Source organism: Methylovorus glucosotrophus, assembly GCF_009858335.1.
Taxonomy (GTDB): Bacteria; Pseudomonadota; Gammaproteobacteria; order Burkholderiales; family Methylophilaceae; genus Methylovorus; species Methylovorus glucosotrophus.
In genome coordinates this window covers 361,295-382,697 of sequence record NZ_VMSE01000002.1, presented here as the reverse complement: position 1 = coordinate 382,697, position 21,403 = coordinate 361,295, and the positions used below count along the sequence as shown (strand labels likewise).

The 21,403-nt window shown below is 56.6% G+C and carries 20 protein-coding genes; 5 read left to right on the top strand and 15 right to left on the bottom strand.

Annotated elements, in window-relative coordinates; all coding sequences use genetic code 11:
- Nucleotides 1–21: 21 nt before the first annotated feature.
- From FNL37_RS12880 to FNL37_RS12865, 4 genes are all read right to left on the bottom strand, one after another.
- A complete protein-coding gene (locus FNL37_RS12880; protein WP_015829359.1) occupies nt 22–969 on the bottom strand; it encodes an alpha-E domain-containing protein in 948 nt (315 codons plus the stop codon).
- A gap of 100 nt (nt 970–1,069) precedes the next feature.
- Nucleotides 1,070–2,500, bottom strand: coding sequence for a circularly permuted type 2 ATP-grasp protein (locus tag FNL37_RS12875; protein WP_013441272.1), 1,431 nt, complete (start codon nt 2,498–2,500; stop codon nt 1,070–1,072).
- Nucleotides 2,501–2,651: 151 nt separating this feature from the next.
- Entirely contained in the window at nt 2,652–4,331 is a 1,680-nt protein-coding gene (locus tag FNL37_RS12870; protein ID WP_013441270.1) for an ABC1 kinase family protein, read from the bottom strand.
- A 54-nt stretch (nt 4,332–4,385) separates the two neighbouring features.
- Nucleotides 4,386–4,703, bottom strand: a complete 318-nt coding sequence (locus FNL37_RS12865) for a hypothetical protein (protein ID WP_013441269.1) — start codon at nt 4,701–4,703, stop codon at nt 4,386–4,388.
- A 131-nt stretch (nt 4,704–4,834) separates the two neighbouring features.
- Between FNL37_RS12865 and FNL37_RS12860 the strand changes: the two genes are divergently transcribed.
- Nucleotides 4,835–5,371, top strand: a complete 537-nt coding sequence (locus tag FNL37_RS12860) for a C40 family peptidase (protein ID WP_159356411.1) — start codon at nt 4,835–4,837, stop codon at nt 5,369–5,371.
- A gap of 53 nt (nt 5,372–5,424) precedes the next feature.
- Here FNL37_RS12860 and FNL37_RS12855 read toward each other — a convergent pair whose 3' ends face one another.
- On the bottom strand, nt 5,425–6,213 hold the full coding sequence (locus tag FNL37_RS12855) for an EAL domain-containing protein (RefSeq protein WP_013441267.1): 789 nt from the start codon (nt 6,211–6,213) through the stop codon (nt 5,425–5,427).
- Nucleotides 6,214–6,342: 129 nt separating this feature from the next.
- Nucleotides 6,343–6,618, bottom strand: coding sequence for an Rdx family protein (locus tag FNL37_RS12850; protein ID WP_015829357.1), 276 nt, complete (start codon nt 6,616–6,618; stop codon nt 6,343–6,345).
- 196 nt (nt 6,619–6,814) lie between these two features.
- Between FNL37_RS12850 and FNL37_RS12845 the strand changes: the two genes are divergently transcribed.
- The 4 genes from FNL37_RS12845 to FNL37_RS12830 all read left to right on the top strand — a co-directional run bounded on the left by FNL37_RS12845 (nt 6,815) and on the right by FNL37_RS12830 (nt 11,591).
- The gene (locus FNL37_RS12845; protein ID WP_013441264.1) at nt 6,815–8,230 is read left to right on the top strand and encodes a S41 family peptidase; all 1,416 of its coding nucleotides are present in this window, start codon (nt 6,815–6,817) and stop codon (nt 8,228–8,230) included.
- A gap of 16 nt (nt 8,231–8,246) precedes the next feature.
- Complete coding sequence (gene coq7, locus FNL37_RS12840) at nt 8,247–8,903, top strand: 2-polyprenyl-3-methyl-6-methoxy-1,4-benzoquinone monooxygenase (protein ID WP_159356410.1); 657 nt, start codon at nt 8,247–8,249, stop codon at nt 8,901–8,903.
- Nucleotides 8,904–8,921: 18 nt separating this feature from the next.
- A complete protein-coding gene (locus FNL37_RS12835) occupies nt 8,922–9,236 on the top strand; it encodes a DUF2322 family protein (RefSeq protein ID WP_159356409.1) in 315 nt (104 codons plus the stop codon).
- A 231-nt stretch (nt 9,237–9,467) separates the two neighbouring features.
- Nucleotides 9,468–11,591, top strand: coding sequence for a TonB-dependent siderophore receptor (locus tag FNL37_RS12830; protein WP_015829354.1), 2,124 nt, complete (start codon nt 9,468–9,470; stop codon nt 11,589–11,591).
- A gap of 77 nt (nt 11,592–11,668) precedes the next feature.
- Here FNL37_RS12830 and FNL37_RS12825 read toward each other — a convergent pair whose 3' ends face one another.
- The 9 genes from FNL37_RS12825 to FNL37_RS12785 all read right to left on the bottom strand — a co-directional run bounded on the left by FNL37_RS12825 (nt 11,669) and on the right by FNL37_RS12785 (nt 21,362).
- On the bottom strand, nt 11,669–12,052 hold the full coding sequence (locus FNL37_RS12825; RefSeq protein ID WP_159356544.1) for a VOC family protein: 384 nt from the start codon (nt 12,050–12,052) through the stop codon (nt 11,669–11,671).
- A 17-nt stretch (nt 12,053–12,069) separates the two neighbouring features.
- Nucleotides 12,070–12,492 (bottom strand): OsmC family protein, encoded by a 423-nt coding sequence (locus FNL37_RS12820; RefSeq protein WP_159356408.1) that lies wholly within the window; start codon nt 12,490–12,492, stop codon nt 12,070–12,072.
- 58 nt (nt 12,493–12,550) lie between these two features.
- Nucleotides 12,551–13,018, bottom strand: a complete 468-nt coding sequence (locus tag FNL37_RS12815) for an FKBP-type peptidyl-prolyl cis-trans isomerase (protein ID WP_015829351.1) — start codon at nt 13,016–13,018, stop codon at nt 12,551–12,553.
- A 200-nt stretch (nt 13,019–13,218) separates the two neighbouring features.
- The gene (dacB, locus tag FNL37_RS12810) at nt 13,219–14,667 is read right to left on the bottom strand and encodes a D-alanyl-D-alanine carboxypeptidase/D-alanyl-D-alanine endopeptidase (RefSeq protein ID WP_159356407.1); all 1,449 of its coding nucleotides are present in this window, start codon (nt 14,665–14,667) and stop codon (nt 13,219–13,221) included.
- A 2-nt stretch (nt 14,668–14,669) separates the two neighbouring features.
- A complete protein-coding gene (locus FNL37_RS12805; protein WP_159356406.1) occupies nt 14,670–16,001 on the bottom strand; it encodes an adenosylmethionine--8-amino-7-oxononanoate transaminase in 1,332 nt (443 codons plus the stop codon).
- A gap of 21 nt (nt 16,002–16,022) precedes the next feature.
- Nucleotides 16,023–16,610: a hypothetical protein gene (locus FNL37_RS12800; RefSeq protein WP_244948298.1), complete on the bottom strand. Its 588-nt coding sequence runs from the start codon at nt 16,608–16,610 to the stop codon at nt 16,023–16,025.
- 101 nt (nt 16,611–16,711) lie between these two features.
- On the bottom strand, nt 16,712–18,199 hold the full coding sequence (locus tag FNL37_RS12795; RefSeq protein ID WP_159356405.1) for an efflux transporter outer membrane subunit: 1,488 nt from the start codon (nt 18,197–18,199) through the stop codon (nt 16,712–16,714).
- The gene (locus FNL37_RS12790) at nt 18,196–20,202 is read right to left on the bottom strand and encodes a MacB family efflux pump subunit (RefSeq protein ID WP_159356404.1); all 2,007 of its coding nucleotides are present in this window, start codon (nt 20,200–20,202) and stop codon (nt 18,196–18,198) included. Before FNL37_RS12790 ends, FNL37_RS12795 begins: the two co-directional genes overlap by 4 nt.
- On the bottom strand, nt 20,199–21,362 hold the full coding sequence (locus tag FNL37_RS12785; RefSeq protein ID WP_159356403.1) for an efflux RND transporter periplasmic adaptor subunit: 1,164 nt from the start codon (nt 21,360–21,362) through the stop codon (nt 20,199–20,201). The genes FNL37_RS12790 and FNL37_RS12785 overlap by 4 nt, the downstream gene beginning before the upstream one ends.
- Between the last annotated feature and the right edge of the window lie 41 nt (nt 21,363–21,403).

Sequence of the window (21,403 nt, the reverse complement as noted above, 5' to 3'; positions counted from 1 at the left end):
GCCGTAACCCGTTAGTTCGCCTTAGCCGCCGTGCACATTGAGATAGGTACGCTGGATTTCGCCACCGAGCCTATTATTGCTGACAATAAAGTCTTCGAGGAATTCGTGCAGCCCATCCTGGAAAATATCGCGCATGCGCGCATAGCGCAGCTTGGCGTGCAGTTCGCCTGCCAGTCGGCGACATTCATTATTCTGCCGACCGGACAGCTGCCCCAGAATAATGGTGATTTCATCGTAACAGGCCAGCAGTGAACGCGGCATATCGCCACGCAGCACCAGCAGCTCCGCCACCCGCCAAGGCACAATGGTATCGCTGAATACCTTTTGGTAAGCCTGAAAGGCCGACACCGAATGCAGCACCGCACTCCACTCGTAATAATCCACCGCGCCGCCGACTTCTTCGCCTTCGGGCAACAGCAGATGGTATTTCACATCCAGCAGCCGGGCGGTGTTGTCCGCCCGCTCGATAAACGTCCCCAGCCGCACAAAGCGGAACGCATCATCACGCAGCATGGTGCCAAAGCTCACGCCGCGAAACAGATGTGACCGGGATTTGACCCAGTCACAAAATACGCTAAGCCCGCTCTCCACCAGCCGGATACCGATGAATTGGCTGAATTCCAGCCACAGGGTGTTGATGTTTTCCCAGGTTTCGGAGGACATGGCCACCCGCACCGCCCGCGCATTCTCGCGCGCGCTGCGCAAGGAGTTGTAGATGCTGGACGGATTGGCATCGTCCATGGACATGTACTGGATGACATTCGCCGCCGTGTACTCGCCGTAATTCTTTTCAAACAGTTCGGTGTTGCCCGCAATCTCCACCGCGGGTTGCCACAATGCAGCTTCGCTTTGCGCCGCATTCGGCACCAGTGACATGTTGTAAGTCACATCCAGCACACGTGCCATGTTCTCGGCACGCTCAATGTAACGTGCCATCCAGTAGAGGTGATCCGCCGTTCTGCTTAACACTTTGAACCCTTTTCCGAGAGGTCCGGCGTTGCCTTGCCGGAATTCCCTCTTTTTTACATTATCGTAGCGGCCTGCAACTGCTTAAGCTTCAAGTCCGCGCTTACATGCCGGTGTCATTCAGCACCCAGGTGTCCTTGGTACCGCCACCCTGGGATGAGTTGACCACCAGCGACCCCTCTCGCAATGCCACACGGCACAAGGCGCCAGGCACCAGGGTAACCGTCTTGCCGGAAAGCACGAATGGCCGCAAATCCACATGCCGGGGCGCAATGCCTTGCTCAACCAGCGTCGGGCAGGTGGAAAGCGCCAGCGTTGGCTGGGCAATGTAATTGGCGGGATTGGAAAGAATACGCAAGCGGAATTCCTCAATCTCCTTTTTGCTGGCACTAGGCCCAACCAGCATGCCGTAACCGCCAGACCCCTGCACTTCCTTCACCACCAGCTCAGGCAGGTGATCAAGCACATACTTGAGGTCATCCTCCTTGCTCAGTTCATACGTAGGCACATTGGAAAGGATGGGCTCTTCACCCAGGTAAAACCGGATCATCTCCGGCACATAGGTATAAGTCGCCTTGTCATCGGCAACGCCGGTACCCACGGCATTGGCCAAGGTAACTCCGCCGTTGCGGTAGACCGTCAGCAAACCCGGAACGCCCAGCATGGAGTCGGGGCGGAAGCTCAATGGGTCAAGGAAATCATCGTCTATGCGGCGGTAGATGACATCGACGCGCTTGGGGCCTTCGGTCGTGCGCATATACACCGCATTGTTGCGCACAAACAGATCCTGGCCTTCGACCAGCTCGATGCCCATCTGCTGCGCAATAAAAGCATGTTCGAAATAGGCGCTGTTATAAGCACCTGGCGTCAGCAGCACCACGGTTGGCTCTTGCACGCCGGGCTGGGCCACCGCGCGCAGATTATTCAGCAGGACTTGCGGGTAATGCTCGACCGGCGCGATGGAATAACGACGGAACAGTTCGGGGAAAAGCCGCATCATCATCTTGCGGTCTTCCAGCATGTAGGAAACCCCGGACGGGGTGCGCAGATTATCTTCCAGCACGTAGAACTGGCTTTCGCTGGTGCGCACGATATCGACACCCGCGATATGGGCATAAATGCCATTTGGCACGTCCACCCCATGCATCTCGGGGCGGTATTGGGTATTGGCGAGGATGCTGGCGGGGACGATGCCCGCCTTGATGATGTCCTTGTTGTGGTAGATGTCGTTCAGGAACATGTTCAGCGCCCGTACCCGCTGAATCGCCCCATCCGACAATACTTTCCACTCTTTGGCCGCCAGCAGTCGCGGGATCACATCAAACGGGATCAGGCGCTCGGCACCCGCTGTTTCACCGTAGACATTGAAGGTAATACCTACGCGGCGAAACAGCAGCTCGGCTTCCTGCCGTTTGCTTTCCAGCTGTTGGTGGGGAACATCACGCAACCAGTCAGCATAAGCGGCGTAAATCTCGCGTACCGCCCCCGCTGGAAGTTGCATCTCATCGAATGCAGTTTGAAGGGTAGTATCCATGGTTTAGCTTACGCAAACCGCGTGCCAGCGCATAATGTCGTTAGAAATCATGATCTTCAAGAGCAACTCCTGACAATATGTGCGTTTTTGCACCAAGTTGGGGCGCGCCTTCAAACGGCGCGCCCTGCTGTAGAGCTAATGCATGTTTGACTCAATCCCGCCCTGAGCGCCAGATGGAAATCACCAGCATGACGCCGATGACAAAGGCCAGGAAAAAGCCGATAAACCCGAAGGCCGGCAGGCCAAATAGCGTAGGGCCGCCGCGCACCGTCATGACGATAGACGAGCCCACAATAAGGGCTGCGGTAATCATGGCCATGGTGAGCCGATTGGTACTGTGATCAAGCTGATGACCAAAGTGATCCAGGCGCTTGAGGTCCAGATTGATCTTGAGCTTGCCACGGCCGGCTTCTTTCAATACCTGCGAAACATCGCCTGGCAGCTCGGTAATCGCACTGGCAATACTGCTGATGCCCCGCCGCCCACGCTTGAGCAGGGTGCTTGGCATATAGCGATCAATGATTATTTTCTTCACGAAGGGCGTGAGGTGGCTGACTATCTGAAAATCCGGATCCAGCTGCCTGCCCAGGCCTTCCAGGGTCACCAATGCCTTGAACAGCATGGTGAGGTCAGGCGGCACCGACAGGTGATTCTCACGCATGATGGTCGTCAGGTCATTCAGCAAGGCACTGAATTTGAGGTGCTTGAGCGGCGCATTGTCATAGTTGCAGATGAACTCATCCACATCCGCACTCAACTTGGCTTCATCCACCTCGGCATCGCCCGCCCAGATAATGAGGATATCGCGCAGGGTATCAATATCCCGTGACACCAGCGCCGCCAGCAAATCGGCGATTTCGCCGCGTCGCTCGAAAGAAATACGGCCGACCATGCCGCAATCAATAATGGCAACGCGGTTGTTTTCCAGGTAAAAAATATTGCCTGGATGCGGGTCGGCGTGAAAGAACCCATCAATCAGCACCATCTTCAGCACCGCATTGGCACCACGCTCGGCCAGCAGCTTGAGGTCCAGCCCAGCCTCTCGCGCCTCTTGCAGCGCGTTGCCAGCAATACCGTCAATATGTTCCATGACCAGCACGCTCTCGCTGGTGAATTCCCAGAATATCTTGGCAAACTTGACGTTTTTATCCTTGGCAAAATTCTGCGCAAAGCGTTCGGTATTGCGCCCTTCCAACGCCAGATCCAGCTCGCGCTTGAGGGATTTGGAAAACTGGCTGATGATTTCTTCCGGCTGAAAACGGCGTGCCTGCTCAAACTCGGCCTCGACCAGCTTGCCCAGATGCATCAGCAAGCGCAGGTCGGCATCAATACTGTGCTGTACATTTGGGCGGCGGATTTTAAGCACGACTGGGGTGCCATCCTGCAACTTGGCCAGGTGCACCTGGGCAATGGAGGCGCCAGCAATCGGCTCTACCTGAAAATCACGAAACACATCGAAGGGCGAACGGCCCAGCGCTTTTTCCAGCTCAGGCAGCAGCTCTTCAAAAGCCACTGGCGGCACTTGATCCTGCAGCTTGGCAAATTCGGCAATCCAGTTGGGCGGAAAAATATCGGGACGGGTTGCCAGCACCTGACCCAATTTCACGAAGGTTGGCCCCAGCTCCTGAATCGCCAGGCGCGCGCGCACTTCGGATGGCAAGCTCATGACCTCGCGTGAAGCCTCTGAATTCAGGGCATTGCCCGCCCGGCGTATAAAGCTGCCACGCCCAAGACGCTTGGCGACATCCCCCCAGCCATAGCGCATCAAAATACCGGCGATGGCCCGAATACGGCGAAAGTCACGAATAACGAAGAGGGTGGCACGAATCATGGGCGTTAATTTATTCCTGTTAGGTGGGTGACATTAGCGCTACGTAACTTGAGGCTACTTGATGCGGGAGACCTTGCGTTCCAGCCTGTCCGCCAGCTTGATCAGTCGGCGGGCAGCGCCATGCGCCAGTCTGGCTTTTACTCGTTCCGCCGCCCGGCCCGCCATCTTGCCGCCTTCCCGCGCGCTGCTGCGAATTTCATTTACAACGCCTCTGGCAATCAAACGCAAACGTTGCCTGGTGCTCACCCCCATATGATGTGCGTAGTCGGCCAAGGTGCCCTGCAAGCCCTCTTGCGGTCGCTGCACATCATGCGCCAGCTGAGGGGAGGAATAGCGAATATTGCGGAATTTCATCAGGGAGTGATTGCGCATACCAGGCTCCGGCGTTGGTGATGTCTTGAGCCTGATTCTACACTATGGTTCCTTGGCAACCGAAGGCCGAAAATAATTTCACATTGCGTCAAGGGTTTACAACACGCGTCTTTTGCTTTTAGAATCGGGGCATGCGTTTTGCCACCCTCTTCATTTTTCTCGGCTTGTTGTTCACCAGTTTTTGCCATGCGGCAGAGACGCGCGCGGACAATGGCAGCAACAAATCAGGCTTTGCTGCCGACACGGCTGACTGGTCAGACACGGCGCAAGAAGTCCTGCTAAACGCGCTCAGCCTCACTGGCATTCAGTACAAATACGGCGGGAACTCCCCGGACACCGGATTTGATTGCAGCGGCTTTGTTCGTTATGTATTCAAGCAGGCAGCCAGCCTGACCCTGCCACATAATGCACGCGCCATCAGCCAGTTGGGCCAGTCTGTATCCAAAGATGAGCTGCAACCCGGCGACTTGGTGTTTTTTAATACGCTTAAATCTGCCTTTTCTCATGTGGGCATTTATCTGGGTGACAACCGCTTTATCCATGCCCCCAGCACGGGCGGCGGCATTCAGGTGGTGGATATGAAAGATGCCTACTGGGCCAAACGCTTCAATGGCGCCCGACGTATTGAGCCGAGTGAAACCGAATCCAGCCAGCCTTCCCTCAAGTAACTCCTCCCCGCCGTAACCTCTGTTTCAACTGCCCTTCCTTACCACCGTATCGTTTATAGCTTGGCCGTAATCTCTTGCTTGGCAAACAGTCCGCCTTGCACATAATCCACGCCAAAACGTTTCGCCCATTCGAATTCTTCGCAGCTATCAATGCCACTCATGATGACATGCACGCCTATGCGCCGGGCAGCGCTCACCAGCCAATCGACCATGGCCTGAGCGGCGTTTTCATTCATACTGCGCAACTGCTGACCATTAAACTTGATCACCGTGGCATCCATAAAAGCACTCAGTGAAAACATGCCCCAGCGCACGCCCACATCCTCCAGCGCCACCGAAGTGCCACTCTGCTGCAATAGCTCGATCATGCGTTGCGAGCGCTGGGCATCGGCAAGATTATGATTTTCGACAATGTTGACCAGTAGCTCGCGCTCCGTCCAGGCATGGGTCTTGAACAGCTGCAAAAACGGATTATCCAGATGGTCACCACCTTCAAAAAAGCTGTCGATATCCAGATCCAGCATCAGCCATCCCTGGCTGGGCGCCTGCGCGATCTGCAAGCGCTTCATCTCCAGTTCGGTATAAAACAGCAGCAAGGGGTTGCGGTGCAGGCTGGCAAACATGCGCCCTGCATCCAGCGCTTGCTGCTCGGCATTCCAGAATCTGGCAGAGGCTTGATAGCCCATCACTTCGCAAGCCTGCACGTCGACAATAGGCTGATACTCCACCCCAAAGCGCCGGGACATCACCACATCCAGCATGTCATGGGCGGGCAGTTCCTCAGGGTCTAATGCCTGGCTGGCAAACAGCGCTTTTAACTCAAGCCGGTTAATCGCATTCATTAACATTCACCTCAATCAGAATCACATACAGCCAATTCTATTTGAGAATGATTATTATTTAAAGTAAAAATTTGCAAAATTGAGTTTAAAAATTTATCCCTTAAATTTATGCATTTCTGCAAACGCATCCTAGCGATCACTGTGTCCAAGAGAGCGCTCAGGATCAATGCGGTCACGGATCAGCTGCTTTAATTCTTTGGACTCGGGGAAACGCTCCATCTGTTTTCGCGAAAAAATAACCTCGCCATTCAGACGCACCTCAAAAATGCCCCCGGTACCCGGAACCAGCGATACACGTTCGATGTCCGATTCGAAGGTCGTCAATAACTCTTGTGCCATCCAGGCCGCTCTCAGCAACCAGCGGCATTGGGTACAGTATTCGAGTTCGATATGATGTGATTTCATGACAACCTCAAGTTAGCAAGATGTTAGGTATGCAAGATTTTGACAAATAGCGTAAAAAACCGCCTAAAAACACTCGGCGGCTTTGCAAGCTCCCATTAAATAGCGGAAAATATGCAAGCTTTGCGTTAAGCTCAATTTTAATCTGATTAATCATTAAGTACTTCCCATTACTTTTCCCATGAAGGAATCGTGTCACATGCGCGCAAAATTCGAAAAATTCGGCCTCATCACTGCGGGTGCTGTTCTGGGCATCATGCTCAGCCTCAACTACTCCGCCGTCGCCGATAAGGAAACCAAACCACAGCTGCCTATCGACGATTTGCGCACCTTCGCTGAGATTTTCGGCAAGATCAAAAGTGACTACGTAGAACCGGTGGAAGACAAAAAACTCCTGACCGAGGCTATCAACGGCATGCTGTCCGGGCTGGACCCTCACTCGGCCTATCTTGATGCTGATGGCTTCAAGGACCTGCAAGCCGGTACGCAAGGCGAATTCGGCGGCCTGGGCATAGAAGTCGGCATGGAAGATGGTTTCGTCAAGGTAGTGTCCCCGATTGAAGACACCCCTGCCTACAAGGCCGGCCTCAAGAGCGGCGACCTGATCGTAAAACTGGATGAAACCCCGGTTAAAGGCATGACGCTGAATGATGCCGTCAAGCGCATGCGCGGCAAGCCAGACACCCCCATCACCCTGACCATCCTGCGCAAGGGCGAAGCCAAACCTATCATCGTGACCCTGAACCGGGCCGTGATCAAAACGCAAAGCGTGAAATTCAAGCTGACCGAACCTGGCTACGCCTATGTCCGCATCACCCAGTTCCAGGAACACACTGGTGAAGACCTGGCCAAGGCCCTCAAGACCATGCGTGACGAAAACAAGGAACCGTTCAAGGGCCTGATTCTGGACTTGCGCAACAATCCAGGCGGCTTGTTGAACGCAGCTGTTGGTGTTTCGGCTGCCTTCCTGCCCAAGGGTGACCTCGTGGTCTACACCGAAGGCCGCACGGAAGATGCCAAGATGCGTCTGACCGCACAACCTGAAAACTACGTGCGCGGCGGTGGTGATTACCTGCGCAACCTGCCTGCGGACATCAAGACCGTGCCCATGGCAGTATTGGTAAACGGCGGCTCCGCTTCGGCTTCTGAAATTGTGTCCGGCGCTCTGCAAGATCACAAGCGCGCCGTCATCATGGGCACCCAGAGTTTTGGCAAAGGCTCCGTTCAAACCATTCTGCCCATGAATAACGGCACCGCCATCAAGCTGACAACTGCGCGTTACTTCACGCCGAATGGCCGCTCCATCCAGGCCAAGGGCATCGTGCCGGACATCGCTGTGGAAGAAGGAACGATCAACACCGTCGAGCAAGGCATGAATCTGCGCGAGGCTGATCTGTCACATCACCTGTCCAACCCTAAGGATGGCGATACTCCGGTGACGATTGAAACGCCAAAAACCCCGGCCAACAGCCAGGATGATGCCAAGCCAGCCGACAAGGATGGCAAGGACAAAGCCGCTGACAAGGCTCCCATGGAGCCAGGCTCCAAGAACGACTACCAGTTCACTCAGGCCCTGAACCTGCTCAAAGGCCTGCAGATCCTGCAACACAAGTAAGACCGAACCCGCCGCCATGCAATATGGCGGCGGTTTTCATTGGAAAGTCATCATGCTGGACAAACTGATCATCGAGTTAGACAAAGGCCTGCGCACGGTATTTGCCGAAGCCCACAGCCAACGCCCCTTCCCCGACCAAACGATTCCCGAAGCACCTCTCAGTGCGACTGAAAAACGCCATGCGGCATCCCTCATGCGCATCAACCATGTGGGCGAAGTCTGCGCACAGGCGCTGTACAACGGCCAGGCTCTGACTGCACGCAATCCGCAGACGGTGGCAGCTTTGCAGGAAGCCTCGCGTGAAGAGACCGAGCATCTGGCCTGGTGCGAAAAGCGCATCCGCGAACTGGGTGGCCGCAAAAGCCTGCTCAACCCGCTCTGGTACGGTGGCTCGTTTGCACTTGGTGCATTGGCTGGCGCCCTGGGCGATAAATGGAACTTGGGCTTTCTGGCGGAAACGGAACGTCAGGTGGGTCGGCATTTGCAATCCCATCTGCAAACGCTACCTGAGCAGGATGCCAAAAGCCGTGCAGTTGTCACCCAGATGCAGGAAGACGAAGCCAAGCATGCCGAAACTGCCGTGGCACAGGGTGGAGCGGAGCTTCCACCTACGATCAAGTCCGCCATGCAAGCCGCGTCCAAAGTCATGACTTCCACCACCTATTATCTTTAAGCCTGATAAAACACCGCCATGAAACCTTTTAGCGAAATTCTCAGTACCCTTGCCAGTGCAGATCATATTCAATCCATCGCCCTTTACACTCCTGACCAGCAACCCGCAGGCTTGATTGAAAACAAACCCGGCAGCCAGGGCTCGCTTAAGGTATATCAACACCTGATCAAAAAGCATGGCGCCATCACACCCGCCGCCGCTCAGGAGGGCTTGGATCTGTATGCCGAGCACACTGCGGATGCAAAAGCCTTTCCAGGCAAACACCCCAATATCGACCGCTTGCTGGATGTCATTTCGAGCCAGCACACCCTGACGGCCAAAGTGACAGAATAAATTTCCCTCCGTGAATGTTGCACCCCTGCAACATTCACTGCTCTTCAAGCGGGGGATACCTCTCCTGATACCCTGTAAGTTCCTTTGCAGATGTAAAAATCCAACACTTTTACACTCCATGCATTTTCAATGTGGATGAAAACGATTATCATTTGATAAATTAATCATCCGCACCAGCCAGCAACAAGTAGCCCGCCCGTGCCTCAACCATAAGCTCCATGAGGACACCCCATGCAACAAAAAGCACTTGCGCTGGCTCTCTCCGCCATCTGGGCAGCCAATAGTTTCGCTGCCGAACAAACCGCTGAAAACACAAGCACACTGCCGGAAGTGAAAGTAAGCGCCCAGGCCGAAGACTCGGCCCCACAGGCTTCTGAAAAAACAAAATCCTATACGGTGAAATCCACAGAAACTGCGACCCGTTTGAATACGAGTTTGCGGGAAACACCGCAGTCGATTTCTGTCGTCACACGCGAGTTAATGGATGACTTCAAGCTCACATCCATTAATGATGTGCTGGACATGACCACCGGCATTAAGGTTGAACGGGCCGAAACCGATCGTACATATTACACAGCCAGAGGCTCAGACATTACCAACTTCCAGATAGATGGACTTGGTGTGCCGTTCCCGGATGGGCTATTAATTGGTGATATAGATACTGCAGTCTATGATCGAATTGAGGTCTTACGGGGTGCGACAGGCTTATTATCCGGCACAGGAAACCCATCAGCCACCATCAACTTTATCCGCAAACGCCCGACACAAGAATTTCAGGCCAAGATTGATCTGACCGTCGGATCCTGGGACAAGCGCCGGGTAGATATGGATGTCTCTGGCCCATTGAATGAGGCCGGAAATGTGCGCGGCCGCCTGGTTCTTTCCAACCAGGATCGTAACTCATACCTGGACCGCTACAGTCAGGAGCGGAATGTCGCTTATGGCGTAATTGAAGCAGACATTACCGATAACACGACGGTGACATTTGGTCACACCTATCAACAGAATAATACCAACAGCCCGATGTGGGGCAGCCTGCCACTGCTTTACTCGGATGGCTCAACCCGCCATTACAGCAGATCAGCATCTACATCTGCAGACTGGAGCTACTGGGATACAACCAACAATATTACCTTCGCTGAGCTGACCCACCTGTTCAATAACGGCTGGAAACTGCGCACCCAGCTAACCCGCAAAGAAATGACTGGAAATGCCAAACTTCTTTATGTTTTTGGCAACGAAGACCGCAGCACAGGAACTGGCTTGACCGGCTGGCCAGGTGCATATCGCGACTCCTATAAAGAATTGATTGCGGATGCCTATGTATCTGGCCCATTTCAATTAGCGGGTCGTGAACATGAGTTGGTAATTGGCAGTAACTGGTCGCGCTCCACTTATGATGAGCACGAGAAATCAGCTTCCTACACAACGATCGGTCTCAGCAGTTTCGATAATGCGGGCGACCTGCCAGAGCCTACCTGGGTGACAGGCAGCTCGGCTTCCTTTGACGTCAAACGCCTTAACACCTATGCCGCAGCCAAATTCAATGTCACTGACAAACTGAAAATCACCACTGGCGGAAACATGTTGAGCTATGAGCTGACCGGAGTAAGTTATGGCGTCAGCAGAGAATCGGAAGCCAATAATAAAATCACTCCGTATGCCGGAGCAGTCTATAACTTGACAAATGAACACTCTCTCTATGCCAGCTATACCGGCATCTACAATCCAGAAACCAAACTGGACAGGAACCTCCAGCCACTGGCGCCAATGAAAGGCAAAAACTATGAAGCCGGCATTAAAAGTCAGCTGTTCAATAACCTGAACACATCTTTTGCAGTATTTAAGACTGAACAAGAAAATCTGGCTCAGTCCACTGGCACAGTGATAGGCAACACCACCATCTATGAAGGTATCAACGCCACCACCAAGGGGTATGAATTTGATATGTCAGGTGAGGTAACCCCAAGACTGAAGATCACCGGCGGGTACACCCGGTTGGCCAGTGTAAAAGGTGACAATGATGAGAACGTCAAGCCTTACACCCCAAGGCAGCTGCTAAGACTAACCACCGTCTACCAAGTGCCTTTTATCGAAAAACTGAAAGTCGGCGCGAGCGTTAATTGGCAAAGCGAAACGCATGTAGATATAGGCACTACACGATATAAGCAGGATAGCTATGCACTCTTGAACCTGATGGCCAATTATGAAATCGATAAACACTGGAGCGCGGCGTTAAACATTTATAACCTTACCGACGAAAAATACCTCACCAGTCTGATGTGGGCCAATGGTGGTCAGAGCTATTACGGAGCCCCCATGAACGCTAGCGCCACCCTCACCTGGAAATATTAAACAAATTAATAAATCACCCACACAAAAAAGGCCTCGCATTTGCGGGGCCTTTTTGATTCCTAACCGCAGGTTGCACTCTACAATTTGTCTGCAATCGGCGGATGATAAATAAACTGCACCAGATTCCCGCAAGGGTCAAAGCAGTAAAGACTGCGTGCACCATCACGATGGGTTTTGGGCGCCTGCGCAATGCGAACTTCATTCGCCGTCAGGTGGGCATGCCAGGCATCCACATCCTCCGGTGTCCGCAGGATGAAGCCCAGATGATCCAGCCGTTGCGGGCCATCCAGCGTTTTGTCTGCCGCCAGCCGGTGCAGGGCGACATTGTCGTTACCGGAAGTTAAATAGATATTGTCCGGATCAGGCTGCCACTCTTCGACCATGCCGACCACATCGCGGTAAAAATGCAGGCAAGCTTCGAGATCATGCACAAACAAGGCCACATGATGCATGCCCAGCATGCCGCCTGGGCGTGTGCTCACAGCGGGGCCTCCACCACTTCATAGTCGTGGGTGATTTCTGCTGCCTTACCAAGCATGATGGATGCCGAGCAGTATTTTTCAGCAGACAGTTTCACCGCACGTTCGACTTGTGCCGGATTCAATCCTTTGCCCGTCACCACAAAATGCACATGAATCTTGGTAAAGACCTTTGGCACCTCATCGGCACGTTCGGCGCTGATGCCCGCAACGCAATCGGTCACTGGTTGGCGGGCTTTTTTGAGAATGGTCACCACATCAAACGACGTGCAGGCGCCCATGCCGATCAGCAGCATTTCCATCGGACGCATGCCGAGATTACGGCCACCGGCATCCGGGGCGCCATCCAGAATCACGGCATGCCCGGTTTCAGACTCGCCCATGAAGCAGACATTTTCCACCCACTTGATTCTTGCTTTCATACTTGCTCCTGCCCGTTCCAGGGCTATACAGGGCCGACCCATGGCCGGCCCGGAAGGATTACTTGACGTTCAGCAGTTCGACATCAAACACCAGGGTCGCGTAAGGAGGGATCACGCCACCCGCACCACGCTCACCATAAGCCATGTGTGAAGGGATGATCAGCGTGCGCTTGCCGCCGACTTTCATGCCGACCACGCCTTCATCCCAACCACGGATCACTTGCGCGCCGCCGAGGTAGAAAATGAAAGGATCACGACGATCGACCGAGCTATCAAATTTGGCGCCATGGCCTTCAGGCTTGCTGGGGTCATACAGCCAGCCGGTGTAATGCACGGTGACGTTGAGGCCGGGTTCGGCTTCACGGCCGGTGCCGACTACCTGGTCGATCTTGACCAGTTCGGTAATGGTTTTGCTCATGGCGGGTTTTTCCTGTGTTGAAGATGTTCCGTTATTGTCAGCACTGCATCCGCTGGTCGCAAACATCGCCAGCAACAATGCGCTGGCAAAAAGACTTACATGTTTCATTGCGTACTCCAAAATTTAGAGGCTAATGTTACAAAACCCGGTGATAGGCGAGTTTCTGGCTGAAGTGCTGCAGAAGCAGGCGACATTGCGGCTGCATACCCGCCTGTTTCCGAGGGGATTATGATACCCGAATTCAGCATCGGTTCCGTAGCCGTGCACCCGCTAGCGGCAAAGGTAACGTAAAGCAGGGTAAAACAGCCTTACTCATCATGCCGGTAAATCCAGTTAATCAGGGCATCCTGCGCCGCTCTTGTAGCCGCGGCGCGTGGGTGATTCGCCATGAATACCAGCAGCCAGCGCTGGCCGTGCTGGTCCAGCACATAACCCGCCAGCGTGCTCACACCATTCAGCGAGCCGGTTTTGAGATGCGCCCGCCCTTGCACCGGCTGGCCTTGCATGCGCTTGAGCAGCGTGCCATCCACGCCCAGCACGGGCAACGATGACATCAGTTCCGGCATCCATGGGCCGGCATAGGCATCGGCCAGAATATTCCCCAGATGGCGCGGACTGATGCGCTCAACACGCGACAGCCCGGCGCCGTTTTCTATCATCAGCTCGGGGAAGCGGTAGCCTTTTTTAGCCAGCCATTGCCGCACAGCATTCGCCCCGGCCTCTTCCGTGGCGGGCAGGGAGCCCTGTTGGGCGGCAACGGTCAGCAGCAGTTGCCGCGCCATCAGGTTGTTGCTGTATTTGTTCAGGCGCCGCAGCACATCCGCCAGTGGCAGCGGCGATAGCTGGTCCGTCAGTTTCACCGCTTGTGGCGGCAAGGCCTGCAAACGCACCTCGCCATGCAAGGAGCCACCGAGCGATTGCCACAGGCTCTGGAACAGCTGATAGGTATATTGCGGGCCATCCAGCACGCTGAGTTCTAGATACTTTTCACCGCAATCTGCCGAAAACGTCCCGCTCAATGCGATGCTCACACCACGCACAGGATCGTTTGCCGCCTGCGGCTCCACTTTAGGTTGCACCTTGTATTGCAGGCGGCTGCGCCAGTCACCGCAACTATCGCTCGTGACCTGCAGGCGGTTTTGCACCACCACGCCCGGCAATGCAGGCTCGGCGCTGACTTCTACTCTGGCGGGACTATCGGCGGATACTGCCAGCCGCAGGCTGCTGGCTTGCAGATTGATAACCAGCGCCGAGGCGGTGACGTTGTAAGCGCGGTAGCCATCGCCATCAAACGCCGCGGCATCCTGTGCTTGCGGCGCAAAATAGCTGTTATCGATGATCAGATCGCCGGTAATGTCGCGCACTCCCAGCTGCCGCAAACGGCCCAGCAAACGCCAGAAATCTTCCGCCATCAGCGCCGGGTCGCCCTCGCCACGCAGAATCAGATTGCCCTGCAGCACGCCATCGACCAGCGGACCATCCCGATAAATCTCGGTACGCCAGCGGTAGGCCGGGCCCAGCATATCGAGCGCGGCATAGGTCGTGAGCAACTTCATGGTGGATGCCGGGTTAAGCGCGGCATCAGCCCGGTGCGCAATAATCACCGGCAGGGGAAGGTCCAGCCGCTGGGCATACACCGCCACATCATCATCTGCCAGCCCGGCCTGTTGCAAGGCCTGGCTCACGGGCAGAGGCAATACGGCGTGTGCAGGCACGGCCAGACCCAGCAAGCAACAAAGCAGCAGGCGGCGCAACACGGCTAACCTAGCTTGCGCAGTATCTGCGCGGTGTGGTCGACGAGGGTGGACATTTCATCCGGCGTAATGCAATACGGCGGCATGAAGTACACCGTATTGCCGATGGGCCGCAGGATAAGCCCATGCTGCAAGGCTTCAAGGTAAAACTGGCGCGAGAAATCGGAGCGCGCCGATTCAACATCAAATGCCCAGATCATGCCGCGTTGGCGCAGATGATGGATGGGCAGATCCTGCAAGGCCTGCAATTGCACATTCATCGCTGCAGCTTTGTCGCGGTTGCGCGCAATGACGTCTTCCTCGGCAAAAATATCCAGCGTGGCCAGGGCCGCACTGCAGGCCAGCGCATTGCCGGTATAACTGTGCGAATGCAAAAAGCCACGCGCGGTGCTGTCATCATAAAACGCCTGGTATATGGCATCGGTCGTCAGGCATACCGACAAAGGTAGATAGCCACCGGTGATGCCCTTGGAAAGGCACAGGAAGTCGGGCCGTATGCCAGCCTGCTCGCAGGCAAACAGCGTCCCGGTGCGGCCAAAGCCCACGGCAATTTCATCGGCAATCAGATGCACTTCGTACTGATCGCACAAGGCGCGCAAGCGTTGCAGATAAGCCTCGTGGTACATGCCCATGCCGGCAGCGCATTGCACCAGCGGCTCCACGATCACGGCAGCGGTGGTGGCATGGTGCTGTTGCAGATGGGTTTCCAGCGCCTGGGCGCAGCGCAGGGCATAGGCTTCGGCGCTCTCGCCTGCTTCTGCCAGCCGCCAGTCCGGGCTGGGAATCTGGATGCTCTGCCGCAGGAGGGGCGCGTAGGTATCCTTGAAAATAGCCACATCGGTCACCGATAGTGCGCCCAGGGTTTCGCCGTGATAACTGTTTTGCAGGCTGATAAAGCCGGTTTTAGCGCTGGGCTTGCCTTGCGCAAGCCCGAGGTTGCGCCAGTAATGAAAGCTCATCTTGAGCGCAATTTCGGTCGCCGAGGCGCCATCCGAAGCATAAAAACAATGCCCCAGCCCGGTAAGCGCTGCCAGCCGCTCGGATAATTGCACCACGGGCTCGTGGGTAAAGCCCGCCAGGATCACATGCTCCAGCTGATCCATTTGCTGGCTGATGGCGGCCTTGATGCGGGGATGATTATGGCCGAACAGATTGACCCACCACGAACTGACAGCATCAAGATAGGCTTTGCCATCCATGTCATACAGCCATACGCCTTCACCGCGCTGTATGGGTACCAGCGGCAGGTGTTCGTGATGTTTCATCTGGGTGCAGGGATGCCATACGGCATGCAGGCTGCGCGCCAGCAGCTGTTGATTACGGCTCGCTTCAGTCATTGAAAATGCAGGTGGCCTTCATTAATGCAGAACAGCGGGCACCACATGCTGATCGATCAGCAGCGGGCCATCGGCAAAGCCCAGATCCCACTGTGCTTCGCGGGTGGCGAGTTGCAGCATGCTGCCCAATGCCATGCCAAGTTCGGGGCTCAGGGAAAAATGCAGGGTCTGACCATCGGCCGCCGCCAGCTCCAGCGTCGGTTTATCCGGCTGCTCGGTAATCATGCGGCATACGCTGACCAGCAAGGGTTCGTCGCCCAGCTGCTGGCTGCGCTCTTCATAGGCGCCGGTCATGTCCAGGCTTTCGCTGACTTGCTGCGCCAGCGTGAGCTCGCGCATTTCTTCGGCAAAGGCCTGCATGACCTGCGCCGCGGCGGTGGGGTAAATCGGGGTAGCGGCCAGCTCAGGAGCCGTGGGCGCTGGCGCTGCATCGCGATGCAGCAGTTTCCACAAGGAGCGCACGATACGCCGGGTCAGCCATACTGGCACCTCCACATCGTCCGCCAAACCTATCTTCAGCAGCAGTCGGTCTTCCTCGGCGTTGTAGCCCAGATTGAGCTGCTGGATCGCCGCATCCGTCAATGCGTCCACCATCATCATCTCCATCATCTGCCACACAGGCAGGGTAATTGTTTCAGATGGAATTGTGACACAGGCAGCCCGTCATCCCAAGGCTTTGCCGTGAATACTGCCCTTATTCAATAGCTGGATCACGAGGCGGATGCAGGAGTGAGCTGCCAGCCGCCGCCCAGGGCCTTGAACAAGGCAACTCGCCCTTGCAAGTTGGCCAGCGTGAGCTGCACGGCTTGATCCTGCGCGCTATACCAGGTGCGCTGGGCATCCAGCATGGTCAGCAGGGTATCGGCGCCAGCGCGGTAGCGAGTTTCCGCCAGACGAAAGGCGCGCTCGGCCTGCGCCAGCTCTTCGCCCTGCCAACGCCGTTGTTGCTCAATCGCCTGCACGGCATTGAGCGCGGTTTCCACATCGCCAAACGCCGCCACAATCGCTGCACGGTAGTTTTGCAACAGCTCGGTGCGCTGCGCCAGCGCCAGATCACGGCCAGCCGCCAGCCGACCGGCGTTGAATACCGGCGCAGTCAGCGCAGCGGCCACGCTGTAGATTGGATGCGCCAGCATGTCACTCCATTGCTCGCCGCCCAGCCCCAGGCTGCCGGTGAGCTGCACACGCGGCAACATGGCGGCGCGGGCGGCAATGGTGTTGGCATCGGCCGCCGCCAATGCTGCTTCGGCGCGGGCAATATCCGGCCGCCGTACCAGCAGTTGCGCGGGCAGGCCAGGCGTAATCTGCGGCGTTTGCACGCCCTGCAAGCCCTGCCCACTTATCACCAGCTCCGCCGGTGGTAGCCCGATCAGCACCGCCAGCGCGGTTTTGCCATCCGCCAGCTGCTGGCGCAGGGTTTCCATCGTGCGCTGCTGGCTGGCGAGCAAGCCACGCTGCTGGGCCACCTCCAGCGCAGTTGCCGCCCCGGCGCGATAACGCGCTTCCACCACTTCCAGCACCCGGCTGGCATTCGCCACATTCAGTTCGGCAATCGACAGGCGCTCGGCCAGGCCCAGCACTTGCAGGTAAAGACGTGCCACGCCACTGGTCAGTGTCAGCTGCACGGTGTCGAGATCATGATGGCTGGATTGCAGCTGATAGCGCGCACGGTCGCGCAGTGCCCGGTTGCGGCCCCAGAAATCCACTTCATAACTCGCGGCCAACGCCACGGTGTGGCTGGAACCATCCGCGTTACGATGACTATCCAGATAATCCTGCCGACTGGCGTTGACGCCAAGGTTAAGCTCAGGCAACAAAGGCGCACCGGCAATCCGCGCCTGCGCCACGGCCTGCTCCACGCGTGCGGCAGCCGCTTGCACATCAAAGCTGTCGCGCTGGGCACGGGTCAGCAGCTGGTCCAGCTCATCACTGCCAAAACTTTGCCACCATTGCTGCGAGACGGCATCGGCAGCCACACTCCCCGTCGCGTATTGCCAGCGATCAGGCACCGATGTGCCAGGCAAGGGTTGCAGCGGCGTGCTAGAACATGCACTCAAACTGGCGGCCACAATGCCCATCATGCCGCCAAGCAAGCGCCAGCGCTTTGAGATCGCCAACAGATTTGATACGCCAGCCAGGCGAGCTGCCCCCGCACCAACCGCATTCATAGGTACATCCAGATCAGAAAATTGCATCATTCGCTCGCCAATGCCACTACCGGGTCCAGCTGCGCCGCCTTTTTGGCAGGCGTGTAGCCAAAAATCAGGCCCGCCAGCATGGCAGAGCCAAAGGCCCCCAGAATGGCACTTATTGAAAATATGATAGGCACGCCAGCCACCACCAGCACCGCCCCGATCAACAGGCCCAGCAGCACGCCCACCGCACCGCCCACCAGCGAGACCAGCATGGCCTCGGTGAGAAACTGTCGCATGATGTCGCGCTGACGGGCGCCGGTAGCCATGCGGATGCCGATTTCACGCGTGCGCTCACGCACCGTCATCAGCATGATGTTCATGATGCCTATGCCGCCCACCAGCAACGAAACCACCGCAATCAGCCCCAGCAGCAAGGACATGGTATCGCTGGCTTTGGCCTGGCCCTTGATGAACGAGGCGGCATTGAACAGGCGATAATCCTTGATATGGTGCCGCGCCATCATGAGCTGATCCACCGCCTGCTCGGTTTCATGCATCAGCGCCGGATCATCCAGCGTAATGGCGACCCAGTTGGGGTAAGGGCTGCCGAAAATCTGGCTGCTGGCGGTGGAATATGGAATCACCACGCGATTGTCTTCGTCCTGCTGCCCGCGGCCCGCGCCTTTTTCTGCCAACAGGCCGATCACCTGAAACGGAATATTGTTCAGCAGCACATATTTGCCGAGCGGGTCCACCTCATCCGGGAACAAGGCTTTTTTTACACTGGTGCCCAGCAGCACGACTTTTGCCATGCTGTTTTCATCGGTGGTGTTAAAAAAGCTGCCACGCGCCACGTTCCAGTTGATGGTCAGTGGAAACTCCACCGTGACGCCGCCAATTTCGGTACGGAAATCCCGGTTGTCATAGCGCGCAGTATAAAAGCCTTCGAGATACGGCATGGCGGCCAGCACATTGGGAATCTCGCGCACAGCAGCGACGTCATCCAGCGAGATGCGCCCGCCGTTTTGCAGCGCGCTTTCGCCTTGCGGCTCCAGGTAAAGATTCTTGGAGCCGAACATGGAAATCTGCGACAGGATGTTGCGCTTGGCGCCATTGCCCACCGCCAGCATGACGATCACCGCCGCCACGCCAATCACAATGCCGAGCAAGGTGAGCGCCGTGCGAAAGCGGTTGATGGTCATCACGCGCCAGGCGGCGCGGCAGGCCTCGCGCAGATCGCTCCAGAATACCGGGGAGGCGGTGCTGCCTTGCTGCATGGCGGCGACCAGTTGCTGGGGTGAGCCCAGCAAGGAAGCTGCAGCGGGGGTGGCATTCACAATGGAAGGCGATACGGAGTTCTCGTCACGGCCAGAAGCTTGGGAATCCGCCACCACCTGCCCATCGCGCACTTCGATGATGCGTCTGGCCTGCGCGGCGACTTCACGATCATGCGTAATCAGCAGAATGGTATGTCCGGCATCGGCCAGTGCATTGAGCAAAGCCATGACTTCTTCGCCGCTGCGGCTATCCAGCGCACCGGTGGGCTCATCCGCCAGAATGATGCGGCCGCCATTCATCAGCGCCCGCGCAATCGACACCCGCTGCTGCTGACCGCCAGAAAGCTGGCTGGGCCTGTGGTCAAGGCGGTCGCCCAAGCCCAGCCGTTGCAGCAGGCTGATGGCACGCGCTGCGCGCTCGGCATCGGGCAAGCCGGCATAAATGGCGGGCATTTCCACATTTTCGCGGGCGGATTCGGTGGGGATCAGGTGATAGCCTTGAAACACAAAACCAAAGGCTTCGCGGCGCAACCAGGCCAGGGCATCGGCTCCCAGCCCGGCAACATCTAGCCCGGCGAACAGGTATTCACCGCTGGTCGGCCGGTCCAGGCAACCCAGCAGATTCATCAACGTGGATTTGCCGGAACCCGAAGCGCCGACGATGGCCACGAATTCGCCTGCATGGATGCTGAGCGAGATACCGCGCAACACCTCAACTTCGGGCGTATCGCCGCCGCCATAGCATTTGCGGATGGCGCGCAGCTCGATCAGCGGGATGGCTTCACTCACCACTGAAACCTCTCGGCCCAGTGGCTGATATTGCGTTCACTTGTCACCACCTGATCGCTGGGCTGCAAGCCTTGCAAGACTTCGCCATGAATGCGGTCCTGCAGGCCAATGCGCACCTCACGCACCTCAATCTTGCCCGCCTTGTTCAGCACCCGCGCTTCATACACGCCGGGCGTCTTGATATGCAGGGCCTGCATGGGCACCATCACCACATCCAGCGCCTGCGACACCACAAAAAATACCTGCGCCGTCATTTGCGGCATCAGGTCACCATCGGCATTCGTCACATCAAACAGTACGGTGTAAGTCACCACTTTACCCACGGAGGAGGCGGCGGGTTTGGTTTCACTGCTCTGCCCTTGCCCGGCGGCAGTGGGTGGCGCTGGCAGCACTTGCCGCACCTTGCCCTGCCAACGGCGCTGCTCGGTACCCAGGCGGGTGAAATACACCGGCATGCCGGGTTTGACGCGCGTGACATCCACTTCGGAGACTTCTGCCCAGACCGTCATGCTGCTGAGGTCGGCAATGCGCAGGATCATGGGGGTCTGGTAAGTGGCATTCAGGGTTTGCCCTTCACGCGCCTCCAGCGATACCACGGTACCGGCCATAGGCGCATAAATGCGGGTGTAGCCCAGCTGGGCTTCATGGCCCTTTAGCGTAGACTGGGCGCCATCAATCTGCGCACGCAGATTGTCTACCCGGGCTTCAGCAGCACGCCAGCTGGCAAGGGCGGTCTGTACATCTTCTTCACGCGTGGCATCGTCTTTTGCCAGCTGCTGCTGACGGCGATGCTGCTGCCCGGCCAGCTCGCTTTGCGCCTGGCTTTCCATCAGTTGCGCCTTGAGGGCGGCCAGCGTAGCACGATCGCTATCCACCACCGCCTGCTGAATGCTGGGATCTATCTCGATCAGCAGCTCGCCTTTTTCCACATGGCTGCCGGGGGCCACGTGTATGCGCCGTATCTGCCCCGACACCTGCGCGCCAACATCCACATAACTGCGCGGCTGCAGGGTGCCCAGTGCGCTGACATTGATCTCGATGTCCCCCTTGCTCACAGCCTGCGTATCGCGCTCCACCGTGTCGCGCATGGTCCAGACCAAGGCGCCGGTCAGCACTATCACCAGGACCATCAGTCCCCATCCATATGTTTGCTTCTTCATCTCATCCACCTTTTTGCCGATTTTTTCGGCTCTTACTTTCT